Origin of the sequence: Ilyobacter polytropus DSM 2926 (assembly GCF_000165505.1) — a bacterium.
Lineage (GTDB): Bacteria > Fusobacteriota > Fusobacteriia > Fusobacteriales > Fusobacteriaceae > Ilyobacter > Ilyobacter polytropus.
In genome coordinates this window covers 764,195-780,980 of sequence record NC_014633.1, presented here as the reverse complement: position 1 = coordinate 780,980, position 16,786 = coordinate 764,195, and the positions used below count along the sequence as shown (strand labels likewise).

At 31.5% G+C, this 16,786-nt stretch carries 17 protein-coding genes; 15 read left to right on the top strand and 2 right to left on the bottom strand.

Annotated features, from left to right (window positions below; all coding sequences use genetic code 11):
- Positions 1-176 precede the first annotated feature (176 nt).
- The 9 genes from ILYOP_RS13490 (at position 177) to ILYOP_RS13450 (ending at position 7,100) form a co-directional block, all read left to right on the top strand.
- Positions 177-470 carry a transposase gene (locus ILYOP_RS13490; RefSeq protein WP_083789061.1) on the top strand — a complete coding sequence of 98 codons (294 nt, stop codon included), beginning with the start codon at positions 177-179 and terminating at the stop codon, positions 468-470.
- Entirely contained in the window at positions 449-1,354 is a 906-nt protein-coding gene (locus tag ILYOP_RS13485; RefSeq protein WP_148223647.1) for an IS3 family transposase, read from the top strand. The genes ILYOP_RS13490 and ILYOP_RS13485 overlap by 22 nt, the downstream gene beginning before the upstream one ends.
- Positions 1,355-1,440: 86 nt before the next feature.
- A complete protein-coding gene (locus ILYOP_RS13480) occupies positions 1,441-3,258 on the top strand; it encodes an ATP-binding protein (RefSeq protein WP_013389056.1) in 1,818 nt (605 codons plus the stop codon).
- Positions 3,259-3,648: 390 nt separating this feature from the next.
- Positions 3,649-4,254, top strand: a complete 606-nt coding sequence (locus ILYOP_RS13475; RefSeq protein WP_013389055.1) for a hypothetical protein — start codon at positions 3,649-3,651, stop codon at positions 4,252-4,254.
- A 22-nt stretch (positions 4,255-4,276) separates the two neighbouring features.
- Positions 4,277-4,642, top strand: coding sequence for a GerW family sporulation protein (locus tag ILYOP_RS13470; protein WP_013389054.1), 366 nt, complete (start codon positions 4,277-4,279; stop codon positions 4,640-4,642).
- A 304-nt stretch (positions 4,643-4,946) separates the two neighbouring features.
- On the top strand, positions 4,947-5,375 hold the full coding sequence (locus ILYOP_RS13465) for an Hsp20/alpha crystallin family protein (RefSeq protein WP_013389053.1): 429 nt from the start codon (positions 4,947-4,949) through the stop codon (positions 5,373-5,375).
- A gap of 167 nt (positions 5,376-5,542) precedes the next feature.
- Positions 5,543-5,848, top strand: coding sequence for an ArsR/SmtB family transcription factor (locus ILYOP_RS13460; protein WP_013389052.1), 306 nt, complete (start codon positions 5,543-5,545; stop codon positions 5,846-5,848).
- Between the two features lie 33 nt (positions 5,849-5,881).
- Complete coding sequence (locus tag ILYOP_RS13455; protein ID WP_013389051.1) at positions 5,882-6,856, top strand: permease; 975 nt, start codon at positions 5,882-5,884, stop codon at positions 6,854-6,856.
- A gap of 10 nt (positions 6,857-6,866) precedes the next feature.
- A complete protein-coding gene (locus tag ILYOP_RS13450) occupies positions 6,867-7,100 on the top strand; it encodes a thioredoxin family protein (protein WP_013389050.1) in 234 nt (77 codons plus the stop codon).
- A 70-nt stretch (positions 7,101-7,170) separates the two neighbouring features.
- On the opposite strand, the gene ILYOP_RS13445 is transcribed toward ILYOP_RS13450, so the two are convergent.
- Entirely contained in the window at positions 7,171-8,277 is a 1,107-nt protein-coding gene (locus tag ILYOP_RS13445; RefSeq protein WP_222838883.1) for a hypothetical protein, read from the bottom strand.
- 367 nt (positions 8,278-8,644) lie between these two features.
- Here ILYOP_RS13445 and ILYOP_RS13440 point away from each other — a divergent pair, with 367 nt between their 5' ends.
- From ILYOP_RS13440 to ILYOP_RS13420, 5 genes are all read left to right on the top strand, one after another.
- On the top strand, positions 8,645-10,282 hold the full coding sequence (locus ILYOP_RS13440) for an FAD-dependent oxidoreductase (protein ID WP_013389048.1): 1,638 nt from the start codon (positions 8,645-8,647) through the stop codon (positions 10,280-10,282).
- A gap of 222 nt (positions 10,283-10,504) precedes the next feature.
- A complete protein-coding gene (locus ILYOP_RS13435; protein ID WP_013389047.1) occupies positions 10,505-10,780 on the top strand; it encodes an HU family DNA-binding protein in 276 nt (91 codons plus the stop codon).
- Between the two features lie 204 nt (positions 10,781-10,984).
- The gene (locus ILYOP_RS13430) at positions 10,985-11,341 is read left to right on the top strand and encodes a hypothetical protein (RefSeq protein ID WP_013389046.1); all 357 of its coding nucleotides are present in this window, start codon (positions 10,985-10,987) and stop codon (positions 11,339-11,341) included.
- Positions 11,342-11,401: 60 nt separating this feature from the next.
- On the top strand, positions 11,402-11,833 hold the full coding sequence (locus tag ILYOP_RS13425; RefSeq protein WP_013389045.1) for a hypothetical protein: 432 nt from the start codon (positions 11,402-11,404) through the stop codon (positions 11,831-11,833).
- 84 nt (positions 11,834-11,917) lie between these two features.
- Entirely contained in the window at positions 11,918-12,541 is a 624-nt protein-coding gene (locus ILYOP_RS13420; protein ID WP_013389044.1) for a hypothetical protein, read from the top strand.
- Positions 12,542-12,709: 168 nt separating this feature from the next.
- On the opposite strand, the gene ILYOP_RS13415 is transcribed toward ILYOP_RS13420, so the two are convergent.
- Positions 12,710-14,371, bottom strand: coding sequence for a bifunctional diguanylate cyclase/phosphodiesterase (locus tag ILYOP_RS13415; RefSeq protein ID WP_013389043.1), 1,662 nt, complete (start codon positions 14,369-14,371; stop codon positions 12,710-12,712).
- Between the two features lie 323 nt (positions 14,372-14,694).
- Between ILYOP_RS13415 and fusA the strand changes: the two genes are divergently transcribed.
- Complete coding sequence (gene fusA / locus ILYOP_RS13410) at positions 14,695-16,752, top strand: elongation factor G (RefSeq protein ID WP_013389042.1); 2,058 nt, start codon at positions 14,695-14,697, stop codon at positions 16,750-16,752.
- Positions 16,753-16,786 lie beyond the last annotated feature (34 nt).

The following is a 16,786-nucleotide window of genomic DNA, read 5'->3' as shown; positions in this document are numbered from 1 at the left end:
ATTTTTAGCAATTATTCTTTTAGAATATTTTTTATATATTAACCCAAGTTGCTACTTACTTAAAAAATAGCACTTAAAGAAATTTATATATAAAAATTAGTGGTGTTATGATGGTTTAGTAGACAGTTTAGCACTCAAAAATATATAATAAAAAATAAACATATTTAGGAGTGGCTATGATGGAAGAAAAAAGAAGATATGCAAGATTTTCAGAGGAGAAACAGAAGCAAATCGCTGAGCTTTCTTTCCTTAAAATAAAAACAAAGGTAGAGCTATCAAATGAATACGGTATTACCACTAATACTGTTGCTGCCTGGGAAAAGAAATACTTTGGAGGTCCTAAGAAGGACATGGAGTTAAGCGCTCAAGACAAAGAAATTATCAGGTTGAAAAATCTACTTAAGGAAAAAGAAGAGGATATAGAGATCTTAAAAAAGGCTACAGCCATATTCTCAAGGAAAAAAAGATAACTAAGAGGGAACTCTTTATCTTCGTTGAAATACACAGAAATGTTCATTCTATATCTCAGATATGTAGAGCCCTAGAAGTCTCTCGAAGTGGTTTTAATAAGTTTCAGAATAACAAAACTACTGAGAGAAAGAAAAAGGATCAAGGGATTCTAGATAGTATTCTAGAGGTCAGAAAGAACAGACATAAGAGGAGCTATGGAGCCCCTAGACTAAAGGTTGAGCTCAAAGATGAATATGGCATAATAACAAGCGAAAGACGAATAAATAGAATAATGAAAGAAAATGATATATCAGTTAATTCTACCAAGAAGTTTAAAACAGGAAATGAAAAGAGTAAAAGAGAAAATATCACAGGAAATATTGTAAAAAGAAAATTCAAAGTAGGTAGAAAAAATGAGGTCTGGGTTACAGATATCACATATATTTGGACAAGCGAAGGTTGGCTATATTTAAGCACAATTATGGATCTTTTTTCTAGAAGGATTATCGCCTACGATATAGGTAAGCGCATGACTAGTGAGTTAGTAATAGATACTTTAACAAGGTCATTTTTACTGGAGGAACCAGAGGAAGAACTGATAATTCATAGTGATCAAGGATCGCAATATTCGAGTAGGGAGTACTCTAACCTTGTAAAGAAGCTAGGATTAATCCAATCTATGAGTAGACGTGGGAACTGTTATGATAATGCAGTAATAGAATCCTTTCATGCTTCTTTGAAGAAAGAGATGATTTATGTAGAAGGTTTAGTAACTAAAAGGTATATGAAGGCAATGGTATTTGATTACATAGAATTTTATAATAAAGAGAGGAGACACAGTTTCTTAGGAAATGTCTCCCCTGTTGAGTTTGAAAAAATACAGAAAAAATTGGTGTTAGGTTGACTACTATATTGACAGAAGACCATTAGAGCCTTTTATCAGTAATAAAAAATCAATTAAATTAATTTAAGGGAGAGGATTAAATAGACATGAAATTAAAAAAAATAATCTTAAAAAATTTTAGAGGATATAAAGATATTGAAATACCAATTGAAAAAAATTTTAATGTCATCGTTGGAAAAAATGATGTCGGAAAATCTACAATTATGGAAGCAATGGAAATTTTTTTTAATTCGAATTCAATTAAAGCTGATTTAGGAGATTATAATGTTCTTGCATCTGAAAAATCGATGACAATTGGATGTTGCTTTGAAGTTAAATCATCCGATAAAATTATTATTGATACAACAAATCCTACAACTTTAGATAAAGAATTTCTATTAAATAATAAAGGGCTACTCGAAATTCATAAAATTTGGGATTGCTCTAAATCTAAATTGACTGCTTCATCTTTAAAAATATATTTAAAAGTATTTTATCCTAATTCAATCGAGTTACCACTTATTAATTTAAAAAATTCCGAACTAAAAAAACTTATAGAAAATTCCAAATCTTCAATTCCTAATATAGATACAATAAATAAAACAAAGAATGCAGAATTAAGAAAAGCTTATTATGAAAATTGCTTAGATAAAGAAACTGAACTTGATAATAAGTTGATTGATTTGAATAAGGAAGATGGTAAAAAGTTATGGGAAAGTATTAGTCAAAATTTGCCGTTGTATTTTTTATTTCAATCAGATAGGCAAAATAAAGATAGTGATAACGAAGTTCAAAATCCTTTAAAAATAGAAACAAAAAAAGTATTGTCTGAAATTGAAGAAAAGCTAAATGAAATAAAAAAAGAAGTTAAAGAAAGAGTTGAAACCATTAGTAATGAAACTATTAATTATTTAAAGGAATTTGATAAGGAAATTGCTAGTGATTTAAAAACTATTCTTAACTTAAAAGCCTGGGATTCATTATTCAATTTTAATTTGATTGACAATAATGAAATCCCTTTGAATAAAAGAGGAAGTGGAGTTAGAAGACTTATTTTACTTAGTTATTTTATGGCAGAAGCAGAAAGGGCAACAAAAAATCAAAATAATAATGATGTAATTTATGCTTTTGAAGAACCTGAAAATTCCCAACATCCAAATTATCAAAAAATGCTAGTTGAATCATTTATTAATTTATCAAGTACAGAGAATTATCAAATTTTAGTAACAACTCATACTCCTAATATTGCAAAATTCGCAAAACCAAATGAATTAATATTCTTAGATAAAATTAATAATAATCCATTTGTTGTCAAAAAAAATAAAATTGAAAAAATTGTTGAAACACTTGGTATTCTTCCGGAAGTTACTTCAAAAACTATTGTTTGTGTTGAAGGTCCAAATGATGTAAATTTTTTAATAAATATTAATCAAAATATTGAGGAATTTAAGGGGATTATTGATTTAAATAAAGTTACAATTATGCCCTTACAGGGATCTAATTTAAAGAATTGGGTTGATAAAAATTATCTCGAAGGTTCGAATATTAAAGAGATACATATTTATGATAATGACAGAGAAGATTATAAAATAAAAGTTGAAAAAATAAATGCAGAAAAAAAATTTAGAAAAGGTTTTATTACGGAAAAATATGAGATGGAAAATTATATTCATCCAGAACTAATAAATGATCATTTCGAGAAAATTATTTGCTCTTGCAAAGAGGGAGAATGCCTTTCGTGTGAAAAATGGAATGAATGTGATTTTATAGAAAGAGTTTATTCAAAAACTAAAATTAAATCATCTGATTTTAAGCAAATATTAAATGGGAAAATTACTAAAAATATTACAAAAGAACATTTAATTGAATTAGGAGCTTTTGAAGAAATAAAAACTTGGTTCAAATCAATTAGAGATTGGGCTTAATATTTACAGCAGACTCAAACTATTCACACCACGCTCTTGCTGAACATTCATAAACTGTATCTATATAAAAACTACTATAATAAGGAGACTTCTCATTAAGAGAAATAGGAATTAAAGAAATTAGATAAAACCTCAATCAACTCTTTAGAAGTTTGTTTCGATAATTTTGATGCTAAAAAATAATCTCAAACTAAAAATTTTAGATAATAAAACTGTCTAAATATAATAGGTATTATCCGATTAAAAACCCCTTTTGGTATAGGGGTTTTTCTTTTGTCGATTTAGGCATGGGCAGGGATTTTAGCCTTTGAATTGTATAATTTAATTAGAATAAGGAAAGTTAAATGCATATACAATCTTTTGAGTTTAGAATTGGAAAAGAGGTATATTATGGTCATTATTGATATTTTTATAATTACTTTAACACTTGTTTTGGTACTCTTGATGCTGTTGCTCTTTGTACCTTTCTGTTATGGAATCAAATTAAGTAATGATGAAAAAGGGTTTTTTTATAGAGCTCATATCTGCTGGATATTTGGCTTATTTCAGTTGGCGTACAACAGGGAAAATTTGCTTTATGTGAGGCTCTTCGGTATATTGATCAAAATAAAGCCCAAGAAGTATAAAAAAGTTAAAATAAAAAATAAGAATGAAAACTATGAAAAGTCCGGGAAAAAGCATAAAGGAAGGAAATTAACTAAAAAAGGGGTAAAATACTTTGTAGAGTGTTTTACTAAATTAGTAAAAAAATATAGGCCGAAAAAGCTTGTTCTCATAGGGGAAATAGGCTTTGAAGACCCAAGTATTACAGGTTTTATACAGGGTTTAGCCAGCACTTTTGAACTTCCCGTAGATATAGAAGATCTCAAATTAATATACGACAAAGAGATATATAATTGGAAACTTCATACAAGTGGTAAAATTACTGGATATTATCTGTTTTTTATTTTTTTAAAGCTGATTTTATACAAACCCACAAGAAATTTACTTAGATAAAAATTTAATGGAGGTTGTAGTTATGGCCACAAAAGAAAGTATTGATCAACTGTTTGAGAAATTCGAGAATTTCATAAAAAACAAAACTGTCATCGGAGAACCATTTCAGATTGGAGATATTACCTTGATTCCCACCCTTTCCATCTCTTTTGGCTTGGGGTCTGGAAGCGAAGAAAAAACATCCTCTAAAAAAAGCTTTGGAGATGGCGCTGGTATGGGAGGACGTGTGATGCCCATAGCAATGATTGTCATTAAGAATGGGGAGATCAGTGTTCTTCCGATCAATAGAAATACAGGACTTGATAAACTTATAGATATGGTACCAGACTTAATGGATAAAATTAAAGAAATCTCTCCTGAAAGCTTTAAGAAAGAAAAAGAAGAATAAAAGTTCCCCCTATTATCACCAGATAATAGGGGGAGTTTTCGGATTTGAGAGAATTTTATGTAAAGAGAGAGTCAAAATCATAACTATTTTTTATAGATAGACCTTGCCAAATTAGTTGGAAGTCTAACTAAAATTTATTTTAAAAAAATTTTAAAATAATTAAAAAGTTATGTAGGAATAATTATTGATAAGTAGAATATTATATTAGAAGCATGTACGTATTGATTTGCTCAAAACAAAAAATTGTATTTCAAAATATTTATTCTTTTTTTACTGCTTTTATTTATATGAAAGGAGGACAACAATGGGAAACTTAATTAAAAAAAATGACTTTTTCAGCCCTAGTATTTTCAAAGATTTTTTTGAAGATGATATATTTAACGACAGGTTCTTCCACAGAAGAGGAATGCCGCCTGTAAATGTTTCTGAAGACAATGAAAAATATCAGATTGAGTTGTCTGTTCCTGGAATAGAAAAAGAAAATATCAATATTACCAGGGATAAAGATATGCTTACTGTCTCTTATGAACAAAAGACTTCAGATGAGTACAGAGATAAAAACTATCACAAACGAGAGTTCCAATGCAGTTCTTTCACCAGAAGTTTTAATCTGCCTCCAGATGTGGACTTTTCAAAAATAGACAGTATGCATCATGACGGAGTTTTAACAATACATCTTCCAAAATTAGAAAATGCTAAGAGAGAAGACATGGTAAATATCGAGATACATTAAAAAAACAAAATAGATATACTTTTTAGGGTTCCGGATATCCGGAGCCCTTTTAAATTTTATATTCGTCTATAGAAATTCTCAAAATTTTAAAAAAATATTGACAAAAGTCTGTATATGAGTATAATTATATTAGAAAATAATTATATAGTTATAAAGGACGGTGGAATATGATCATTGACGATTTTCAGATAAAAGTATTTAAGGCTCTGGGTCACCCTGTGAGATTTGCAATAGTAAAAAAACTTCTAGAAGGGGAAAGATGTGTGTGTCAACTTCAAGAAGACGTTGACTTTTCTCAGTCCAATCTTTCTCAGCATCTAAAGATACTGAAAAACTCCGGAGTCCTTTCCTCAGAAAAAAAAGGACTCAATGTACATTATAAAATAAAAAGGGATGAGATTATAGAGGTAATAAGGTTAGTTGAAAGTTTTGTGAAAAAAGATATCCTTGAGATGGCAGAAGGGATGAAATAAGAATAAAAAAATTTAAACAGGAGATGGTTTAAGATGTTAGGTTATATATTTAATTTTGGTTGGCTAGATGACCTAGTCAGAATGCTTGTGGAAAATATTTTTAAAATATCCATGGACACCCACCTAGGTGGAAGTGTACACTTCTTTATCTTTGACAGTATCAAGATACTAATACTATTGTCTATAATGATATTTGGGATATCTTATATAAGAAGTTATTTTTCTGTGGAAAAAACCAAGCAGGCTTTAGAAAAAATCGGAGGTCTCAAAGCACATATTGCGGCTAGTTTATTTGGGATAGTGACTCCTTTTTGTTCTTGCTCAAGTGTGCCGCTTTTCATAGGTTTTGTAGAGGGTGGGATTCCACTAGGAGTAACCTTTTCCTTTCTCATAACCTCACCAATTGTAAATGAAGCTGCACTAGTAATTTTATTGGGGACATTTGGTTTTAAGGTGGCTCTTTTATATGTGATCTCTGGAGTGGTAATAGGAGTTTTAGGAGGCTACTTAATACACGTCTTAAAATTGGAAAAATATGTAGAAGAGTATGTGTATCAGATGAAAATGGGAAACCAGGAAATAGTAGAGTTAAACCGTAAAGAGAGAATAAGTTTTGCCAAGGAAAATGTAAAAGATATCGTAAGTAAGATATGGAAATATCTTCTTGTGGGAATAGGTATAGGGGCCTTGATTCACGGATGGGCTCCAGAGGAGATTTTATCAAAATATGCAGGTCCTGACAATCCTCTTTCAGTGATTGTTTCTACGGTAATAGCAATACCACTATATTCTAATGCAATGGGAACTATACCAATAGCAGAAGCCCTCATAAACAAAGGGGTTGGAATGGGTACAGCCATGGCCTTCATGATGGCCACCACAGCCTTATCACTTCCTGAGATGATACTCTTGAGAAAAGTTGTTAAACCAAAACTTATAGGTATTTTTACAGGAATAACAGGAGTAAGTATTATAGGTGTAGGATATCTTTTCAATATAATAATATAAAGGAGGAATTATGGATATTAAAATTTTAGGGACAGGATGTAAAAAATGCAACACTCTTACAAACAACGTAAAGGAGGCTATATCTGAAACTACAGTAGAAGCCTCTATAGAAAAAGTAGAGGACATGAAAGATATTATGGGTTATGGTGTAATGTCCACTCCTGCCGTTGTAATTGATGGTAAAGTTGTGTCAACAGGAAGGGTCTTATCTGTAGACGAAGTAAAGAAACTTATTAAAGAATAGTATATCGGTTATAAGAAAGAAGACCTCAGTTCAATCTAAACTGGGGTCTTCTTTTCGTTTATATAATCTACTAAAATTTCACATGAGAAACAGCTTTTTTTAAAAGAACCCCTGTCAAATAAAAATATGAGGAGTAATATTCTGTATTATTTTCTGTGTTGGATTCCATGTTTTCCAACTCCTCTATTATACAGGGAAAGTCAGAAAAAGTATCCCTAAGTGAGGTTATTCTCTCTTTTACCTGTCTTTTCTCAAAAAGCCTTACAAGAAAATGAGTAAGTTCTTCGCTGTATTTAAAGGTTTCTCGGTTTTTATTTTGATATGAAGTGGTTTTGTTCTCTTCATCTAATTTTTCATAAACTCTGTTTCTTAAATTTACTATGTTGTAGTTTAGTTTGTTTCTGAAAATTTCCAGGGTATTTTCATATCTTGGGTGCTCACTTTCTTTTGTATAACATTCTAAAAGGATGTCTTTGTCAAAAATTATATGCTTGTTCCAGAGAAGAGAACAGTTATTTTCTATATTATCTATCAGATAAAAAAAATCATGACCTTTATTTAGGCTAACTTCAATTTGACTGATATTATCAAGGTATTCCCTAAGATCTTCTTTTAGGTCTAAAAGAATCAAATTCAGATATTTTTTAAACACAACTTCTTGATTACCGATCAAATGTGTTATTGAGAATTCTTTTTGTATCCCTCTTTTAAAGTTATCTTTCCTTGTGTATTTTAGGTAATGGATTTGATTTTTACTCATTCTATTTCCCCAAAAGACGGTGGATCTGAGTTCTCCCGTTTTTGAATTTCTGTTTATAGGGTGTCCTATTAACTCATTTCTGAGATCTCTTATTCTTTTTATCTCTTTTTCAAACTCTTTTTTTTCAGCCTTGTCTATATTGAAAATATAAAAGAACTCTCTCATGAGATCATGCTGTATAAAGATAATCTGAAGTAAGCCGATAGCATAAAAAACAGAAGCTGAAAAATTGTCTTTATCATCTTCCGGGATGTTTTCTTTGATAAGTATGAGAGAATCATAAAAATAATGAAGTATATCCCCAAAATAATTTGTTTCTACCTCTGAATCAAAATTTATCTTTCTTTGAAAGAATTTTTCATTTAAAATAAAATCATTCCATATTTCTGCAATTTTATCTAGTTTTGTTTCTATCATTTTCAAGTAAGTTCACCTCTTTTTTTGTCTTATGTCATAAATTTATTTTTAAATTTAACTTTCAACTATTATACCTCAGTAAATAGAAAAAATGTAATTTTTATAGATATATCAAATTGAAAAGATTACATTTTTATAAAATAAACTTTTGTGATAATATGAATAAAGGATATATGCTCTAAAGTGCTTATATGAAATTCCTGTAAAAAGATTTAAAAGAGGATAATCAGAAATTAAGTTAAAAATAATAAATGTAAAGCTAATTAAAATGTATTTTTACATAAATTATTGATATTGTACCAAGAAGTATATTACCGGTTTTTTATTCACTTATTTTGAGTATTGAATAAAGTTTTGGAGGGATAATATGAGGATTATCATAATCGGATCAGTTGCCGCAGGAACGTCGGTTGCTGCAAAGGCCAGAAGAAATTCTGAAGAATGTGAAATAGTAATATATGAGAGAGATAGAGATATAAGTTACTCTGCATGCGGACTTCCGTATTATATAGGACAAAAGGGGATAGAGAGATCTGATCTTACTCCTAGAGATGCATGCTGGTTTAAAAAAAGGTTCAATATGGATGTGAGAACAGGATATGAGGTACTTACAATTGATCCTTCAAAAAAAAGTATAGAGGTAAAAGATCATCACACAGGAGAGATATTTGAAGATTTTTATGACAAGCTCGTTATAGCAACTGGAGCAAAACCTATAAATCCAGATATAACAGGGGTAGACAATAATAATGTTTTTACTGTGAGAAATATAGAGAGTGCCGACAAAATAATAGGATATATAGCTAAAACTTTTCCCAAAAAGGCTGTGATAATAGGAGGGGGATACATCGGTTTAGAACTCCTAGAAAACCTTGTAAAACTTGGTATAGATGTAGTCTTAATAGAAAGAGAAAAAAGTCTAGCGGGAAAATTAGACAGAGATATATCAATATACTTAGAGGAGTATCTAAAGGATAAAAAAGTAAAGTTTTTATTAGGTGAGGAAGTATCTGAGATTACTGAGAAAAAAGTAATTACAAAATCAGGCAAGTCTATAGAGGCTGATTTTGTGGTTTCTTGCACAGGAGTTCGTCCAAACTCCAAACTGGCAAAGGAGATAGGTATAGAAACCTTTGATAACGGTGCAATAAAAATTAATCATAAGTTAGAAACAAGTATGGAAGATATATATGCAGTAGGTGATGTTGCCATGTCTTGGTCTATTATAGATGGAGCTCCCATGTACGTACCCCTAGGTTCAACTGCCAACAAGATGGGTAGAATATGCGGGGATGTTCTCACAGGAGGCGCTCTGAGGTTCAAAGGGATACTTGGGACAGGGATATTTCAGGTATTTGATATGGCAGTAGCTCAGACAGGGATGACAGAGGCTCAGGCAAAGAATAAGGGCTATGATATAGAGGTAATCCACAACCTAAAACCAAATCAGACAGAATACTTTGAAGAAAGCAGAGAGATGGTAATAAAAGCCATAGCTGATAGAAAGAGCGCTAAAATTCTGGGTGTACAGATAGTAGGTGCCCGAGGTGTAGATAAAAGAATAGATGTTTTTGTTTCATTAATATCCATGGGGGCAACAGTAGATCAATTATTTCATTTGGACCTTGCCTATGCTCCTCCTTTCTCTACCACAAAAGACCCGGTTATGTATACCGGTATGATACTCAGCAATGCCATAAATGGAAAGAATAAGATAATAACTCCCGAAGAACTTATAAAAGAAAGAGACGATTATATAGTTATAGATGTGAGGTCTCCAAAACAATACGGAATAGGTCATATCCCGGGAGCTGTAAATATTCCCCTTGAAAAATTGAGAAATAAGGCAAAAGCTTTGCCAAATAGTGAAAAGTATGTAGTCCACTGCAACAAAGGTGTCTCGGGAAATGCAGCTCAAAATATAATGCTGAATATGGGATTTGACTGTTATAATCTTTCGGGAGGTTATAAGAATTTTAAGATATACACACAATTGAGCAAGTAGATATCTCAAGGATTTTTATAAACTACCATATTTAAAGGGATTGTATTGATTTTTAGTATTATTGTACATAAAACTTCGAAAAAAGGTGAAAAAACAGTTTAAACCCTTAAAAACTAAAGGTTTTTTGAAAAAATCATTGAAATTATAAAAATTCTATGGTATAAAAGATTAGGCAAAAGACCTTGATTTTTAAGGGATAAACAGAGAGCAGGAGGAAATCGAATGACTAAAAAAGAATTTGTTAAATTATTTTTTGAAAAAGGTGAATTTGAATCTAAGGCAGATGCAGAAAGAAAGCTAGACGCTTTTTTAACAACTGTAGAAGATGTATTAAACGACGGAGATGACGTAAACTTCATCGGATGGGGAAAATTTGAAGTAGCTGAAAGAGCTGCTAGACTTGGTAGAAACCCTAAGACTGGAGAAGAAATCAAAATCGAAGCTAAGAAAGTTGTTAAATTCAAAGCTGGTAAAAAATTAAACGACAAAGTTAACTAAAATAAAAAAAGGGTCCTAGGACCCTTTTTTTATTATGAAATATATATAAATTTGGTATAATTACTAAGTGAGAGAATATTTAGATCATAGAAAAATAATATTTCTATACTCGAAAAATAAGAATATGACTTATTCTTATTCAAAGTTTGTAAAGACTTAGATTTTTTATTGATGGAATGACAGAGATAAAAAAGGGAGATAGCTATGCATGAAAAAGATAAATATTCATCGGATAATAATAGCCATAGTAGTGATAAGGTGAAATTATTAGAGAAGAGGACCAGTATATCAGCAGGAGATTTTCCAAAACTAGTAACAGCAAAATGGCCCTTGGGAAAAGTAGTTTTATTTAAAGATAGTATATTTTTAAATGCCTTGGTAGAAAAATATAATTTATCTTACACAGAAATTGACTATATTGAAATAAAATCCCTTCAGGTAATAATTTATCACCATAATCTCGATGTTCCAAAGGATCTGACCATAGATGGACTTATCATTCCAGGAGTAATAAAAAAAGCTATAGAAAAATTCAAGTTGCCAGTAAAAATAAAGTGTTAATTCAATATAATAGGTATCTTTTTAATATATTTTTCAATAATATCTGATCGAGGTAATAAAATGAAAATATTAGCTTTGTTTATCTTAATATTTATAGCATCGTGTGGCTTTTTAGAGCCTGTTGACGTGGTAATTGAAAAGGATAAGATTATCCTAAGTGAGATAACGACAGAAATCAAATGTGATCCCCCTTTGAAACGAATTAGAAATGAAGGTTCTATTTTAGTTTTTATTGAGGAAAAATGGTCGACTTTCTTTCCTTGGAAACAGATAAAACTTGCTGATGGGACTGTTGTAGATCTCGACGTCACCTTGATAGATAGCAATGGTAGATCCTATAGTCCTTTAATTTTTGGAAGAGCAGATAAAGCTCTCAACCTTAGGTTTGACCCACAGATACCAAAGGAAGCTAGTATTATTTCCATTAATTTAAGTTCAAATTCTAATATAACCCTTAGCAAAATAGTCTGGCATAATTTTAATCCATTTTGATATAAATATAGCTTATATTCTAAATTGTGTTGCTTTTAAAATTAAATTATAATGAATCTAAAGACGCTAAAAACAGGAGGTCAAATGAAAGCTCAAGGAAATCCCATGATATGGCCCATATTAATTATTTTGTTTTTGGCTATTGGAGTTCACCTTATGATTTATTCAAGTAAAAGAAGGAAAATGCTGAAAAAGTTTGCTCAAAAGAATAATCTAAAACATATTTATCAGGATAACAACGATTTGGAAATTCAGTTGAATAAAAAACTTGCTATCAAAGAAAATGGATTCTTGAGAACATTTATGAAAATCAAAGATATTATAGGGGACGGGGAGTTTTTTCTTTTTAGGGGCATAGAGCTTCGAGATCTAAATCCCTATGGGAACCCTGAAACAACTCATCAAAACCATATATACATATCATTTGATGTTCCTGAAGAGATAGATCTGTTTTTTATAATGGATAAAAATTCTAAGGTAATCAACTTGTATCCAAAAGATAAAGAGATTGAAAAAGATGAGTATTTAAAAAAAATTAAGCATATAATCCAAAATCAAACTAACAAAAAAAACATCACAGTTAGCCTTGGAAGGGGAAAAGCCCTTCTTAATACCAACCCTCTGGTTACAGGGAAAGAAACTGAAGAGGATCTAAAATATCTCTTGGCCTGTGGAAGAGCCATCAAAAATAGTCTAATGAATTCATGAGAAAAACTTTCACATAAAAACTCAGAAAATTTTTATAACTTAGATTCATGAAAATGACCTAAAACATGTGAATTTTATTTTGAATAAAAAAATAGAAACCTTAATTTATTAAGGTTTCTAAAGGTAAAAAAGATTTTATTTAAAATTCTTAGAAATTTAAAATCATTTTCAAGATGTCATCTCTTGGAAAAATTTTTTATTTTCATCACTGTGATACCATTTGATAAACTCTACACGCCTTAGAGGGTGGTTAAAATAAAACCCCTGTGCATGATCACATTTTAACTTTTTCAGCATTTCAAGGGTATCTTCAGACTCCACTCCCTCAGCCACAACAGTTATTCCCATATTGTGAGCCATATCTATGGCAGATTTTACAATTCCCATATTCTCTCTACTTTGTTCGAGATCTTTTATAAACATCATATCCAATTTTATCTTGTCGAAAGGAAGTTTTTTTACATAGGAAAGAGCCGAATAACCGGTCCCAAAATCATCTAGAGAAAAGCTGATCCCCATTTTTTTTATGGAATTCATTATGTGAGATATTTTTTTAAAGTCTTCAACACAGTCCCTTTCTAAGATTTCAAATTCTATTTTCTTTAACGGATACCCCATCTGTCTCAATTCTTTTAAATAGGCAATAAATTCAGGATCTTCTAAAATCTTCAGAGGTACATTTATTGAGAGTTTGATATCAACCCCTGCTTTTTCCATTATGTTGAGAGATTTCAGAGACTGTCTTAAAATCCATTTTGTAATTTTTGTTATAAAGGTGGTAGTCTCTAGATAAGGGATAAATTCATTGGGGCCTACAGTCCCTTTTTTAGGGTGCATCCATCTTATAAGGACTTCGGCCTCTTTTACCAGTCCGGTAGAAACCTCAAATTTTGGATGGTAGCAGAGAAAAAACTCATCATTACTTATTGCCCTTGGGAATTCTTCAAAAAGTTTGAAATTTCTGTCAATCTTTGAAGATGTCTCAGGTATATACATATGATAGTCTCTTAGATTTTTTTTAGCAAATAATCTGGCATACTCAGCTTTTTTCAGGAGGTCGCAGCTGTTTTTTTCACACCGAGCAGCCCCTACAAAGATATAGGGGTGAACCTCTATACCGTCTACTTTTATAGCCATCTGGCCTAGTTTCAGAAACTTTTTTGAGATCTCCTTTTCATTTGGATCTTTTATAAGAACCCCGAATTTGTTGTCCTGAAGATGAAAAACCTGACTATCTTCATAACTTTTTATAATGCCTGAGACTTCTTTGGCAAAGGCTATTACAAACTTCATACTGAATTCATAGCCTAGATTGTAAAGAATCTGGGAATAGTTGTTCATCTCGATTATGAAAAAATATCCCGGAGTATTTTCTTTTATCCTCATGTTTTCAAAATATCTTGCATTGGGAAGATTTGTAAAATGATTATAGAAGCTCAGTTTGTTTAGTTTTTTAATTGTGGAAACTAAGAAATCAATTATTATACCAGTTATCAATCCTATGACGATATAAAAACCAAGTCTATAGTTCCAGTTTATAAAATCCTGCATCTCCATGGTGATTGTATCTAAAGGCATCAAAGGTCCTAAAAGGAGACCACCGCTCGCTCCAAAGGTAACTCCACCAATCACTCCAAAAAAAAGAGATCCCAGTATAAGAGGAATATACATAGCCTGAGAATAGGAAAATTTCGCCCCTCCAGTCAGATATACCACCCTATAAATCATCATCTGAAGTGATAATATGAAAAGAGTCAGTATTATTTTTCTGATTCCCTTTGGGGTGGTCCATTTTTCTAAAATGTCTATAACTGATACGATATTTTTCAATATACTAACCTCCAGCTAAAAATATATGCTTAATAGATATATACTACTGAGATAAAGTTATTTTCATTTAAAAAAATTAAAAAAATTTAGTACCCTAAGCTTACTTCTTTATTTTCAATTAAAGTATTAACTTAGTAGGTTACTTTTTTTATCAAGAAAAGAAAGTAACACAGGCTTTTAGATAGGCTCAGTAACTTAGTCTAAATTGCTCACAACTAAGATTAATTTAAAATATATAAAAAGGAAAGGGAGTTCTTTTTAAAATATAACTATCATAAGAGTAATATATATAATCTTACAAAATAAGAAAATAGGGGGCAATTATGAAAAACTATGAGATGAATCAAATAAGAAATGTAGCTTTTCTAGGCCATGGAGGAAGCGGGAAGACCACCCTAGCTGAATCACTGTTATACATATCCGGTGCTATAAACAGGATGGGAAATGTAGATGAAGGAAATACAGTTTCAGACTATGATAAAGAAGAAATTCACAGAAGTTTCTCTGTAAATTCTTCTGTGGTACCTCTAGAATATGAAGGCCATAAATATAATATCCTGGATACTCCCGGTTACTTCGACTTTGAAGGGGAGGTGGTATCTTCTCTAAGAGTTTCAGGAGGTGCTGTAATTGTAGTAGATGCAACTTCGGGAGTAGAGGTAGGGACAGAAAAATCCTGGAAAAAATTAGAGGAACGGGGAATCCCCAGAATATTTTTTATAAATAAAATGGACAAGGGATTTGTAAACTACACAAAACTATTGGGAGAACTTAAAGAAAAATTTGGAAAAAAGGTGGCTCCATTTTGCATTCCCGTTGGGGAAAAGGATAATTTTCAGGGTTTTGTAAATGTAGTGGACTTAAAGGGAAGAAAATTTGACGGTAAAAAATGTGTAGACAGTGAAATTCCATCAGATCTGGATATATCAGAGATAAGAAATATGCTTTTTGAGGCAGTTGCAGAATCTGATGAAGAGCTTATGGAAAAATATTTTGCAGGAGAAGAGTTTACACAGGATGAGATACACAGAGGACTGCACAAAGGTATAGTTGCCGGAGATATAGTACCTGTGCTGGTTGGATCTGCAGTAAAGGGTATAGGGGTTCATACACTGTTTGAGATGCTCTATGATTATATGCCTACTCCTAAAGAGATGAAAGATGGGGAGAGGATGGGTACAAACCCTGAGACTGAAGATGTGGAGATCAGAAAAGTTGATGAATCTGAAGAATTTTCTGCCATAATTTTTAAGACTATCGTAGACCCCTTTGTTGGAAAGGTATCACTTTTTAAGGTGAATTCGGGAGTTCTTAGAAAAGATATGGAAATTTTAAATGCTACCAAACATAAAAAAGAAAAGATATCTAATATATTTTTCCTAAGAGGGATAAAGCAGATAGAGGCAGATGAAATACGGTCAGGAGATATAGGGGCTACAACAAAACTTCAGTATGCAGAGACTGGAGACACACTCTGCACTAAGAGTCATCCTATAGTCTATCCCAATATAGCTTTTCCTAAACCATGTCTATATATGGCTGTAGAACCTCAGAATAAAAGTGATGACGAGAAAATAAGCTTATCTTTACAAAGACTTACTGAAGAGGACCCAACTTTTGTGGTAGAACGTAACTATGAAACAAAACAACTTCTTATAGGGGGATTAGGAGAGAAACATCTCAGGGTGATAATTCATAAACTTGAGAATAAATTTGGTGTTCACAGTATTGTATCAGAGCCTAAGATTGCTTATAGAGAAACTATAAAAAAATCCATAGATATAGAGGGAAGGCATAAAAAACAATCAGGAGGAGCAGGTCAGTTTGGAGATGTTTTTATAAAATTTGAACCTAGCCAAGAGGAGTTTGAATTTATAGACAAGATAAAGGGAGGAGTAGTTCCAAAGCAATATATTCCTGCAGTTGAAAAAGGACTTTTAGAAGCAAAGAACAAAGGAATTTTAGCAGGATATCCTGTGATAAATTTCAAAGCTACTCTTCATGACGGGTCTTATCATTCTGTTGATTCCAATGAGCTTTCTTTTAAACAAGCGGCAATTTTAGCATTTAGAAAAGGGATTCCAGATGCGGAACCTGTAATGTTAGAACCGATTATGAAGGCTGAGATAGTAATACCTGAAAATTATATGGGAGATATAATGGGAGATATAAATAAACGCCGAGGAAGAATACTAGGTATGAACCCTGTATCTCAGGGAGAACAAAAAGTCATAGCAGAAGTTCCTCAAAGTGAAATGATAAAATATGCAACAGATCTAAGGTCTATAACCCAGGCAAGAGGTAAGTTTGAGCTCTCTTTCGAAAGATATGAAGAGATGCCGCCACAACTTGCACAAAGGGTAATTAATGAGGTAAAATAAAAGGAGCGGGTGTAGTGCCCGCTCTTAATGTTTG

Bases quoted from the DNA above. Each gene is read 5' to 3' on its own strand.
- ILYOP_RS13490 (WP_083789061.1), top strand. From the start codon at position 177: ATGATGGAAGAAAAAAGAAGATATGCAAGATTTTCAGAGGAGAAACAG.
- ILYOP_RS13480 (WP_013389056.1), top strand. From the start codon at position 1,441: ATGAAATTAAAAAAAATAATCTTAAAAAATTTTAGAGGATATAAAGAT.
- ILYOP_RS13475 (WP_013389055.1), top strand. From the start codon at position 3,649: ATGGTCATTATTGATATTTTTATAATTACTTTAACACTTGTTTTGGTA.
- ILYOP_RS13470 (WP_013389054.1), top strand. From the start codon at position 4,277: ATGGCCACAAAAGAAAGTATTGATCAACTGTTTGAGAAATTCGAGAAT.
- ILYOP_RS13465 (WP_013389053.1), top strand. From the start codon at position 4,947: ATGGGAAACTTAATTAAAAAAAATGACTTTTTCAGCCCTAGTATTTTC.
- ILYOP_RS13460 (WP_013389052.1), top strand. From the start codon at position 5,543: ATGATCATTGACGATTTTCAGATAAAAGTATTTAAGGCTCTGGGTCAC.
- ILYOP_RS13455 (WP_013389051.1), top strand. From the start codon at position 5,882: ATGTTAGGTTATATATTTAATTTTGGTTGGCTAGATGACCTAGTCAGA.
- ILYOP_RS13450 (WP_013389050.1), top strand. From the start codon at position 6,867: ATGGATATTAAAATTTTAGGGACAGGATGTAAAAAATGCAACACTCTT.
- ILYOP_RS13445 (WP_222838883.1), bottom strand. From the start codon at position 8,277: ATGATAGAAACAAAACTAGATAAAATTGCAGAAATATGGAATGATTTT.
- ILYOP_RS13440 (WP_013389048.1), top strand. From the start codon at position 8,645: ATGAGGATTATCATAATCGGATCAGTTGCCGCAGGAACGTCGGTTGCT.
- ILYOP_RS13435 (WP_013389047.1), top strand. From the start codon at position 10,505: ATGACTAAAAAAGAATTTGTTAAATTATTTTTTGAAAAAGGTGAATTT.
- ILYOP_RS13430 (WP_013389046.1), top strand. From the start codon at position 10,985: ATGCATGAAAAAGATAAATATTCATCGGATAATAATAGCCATAGTAGT.
- ILYOP_RS13425 (WP_013389045.1), top strand. From the start codon at position 11,402: ATGAAAATATTAGCTTTGTTTATCTTAATATTTATAGCATCGTGTGGC.
- ILYOP_RS13420 (WP_013389044.1), top strand. From the start codon at position 11,918: ATGAAAGCTCAAGGAAATCCCATGATATGGCCCATATTAATTATTTTG.
- fusA (WP_013389042.1), top strand. From the start codon at position 14,695: ATGAAAAACTATGAGATGAATCAAATAAGAAATGTAGCTTTTCTAGGC.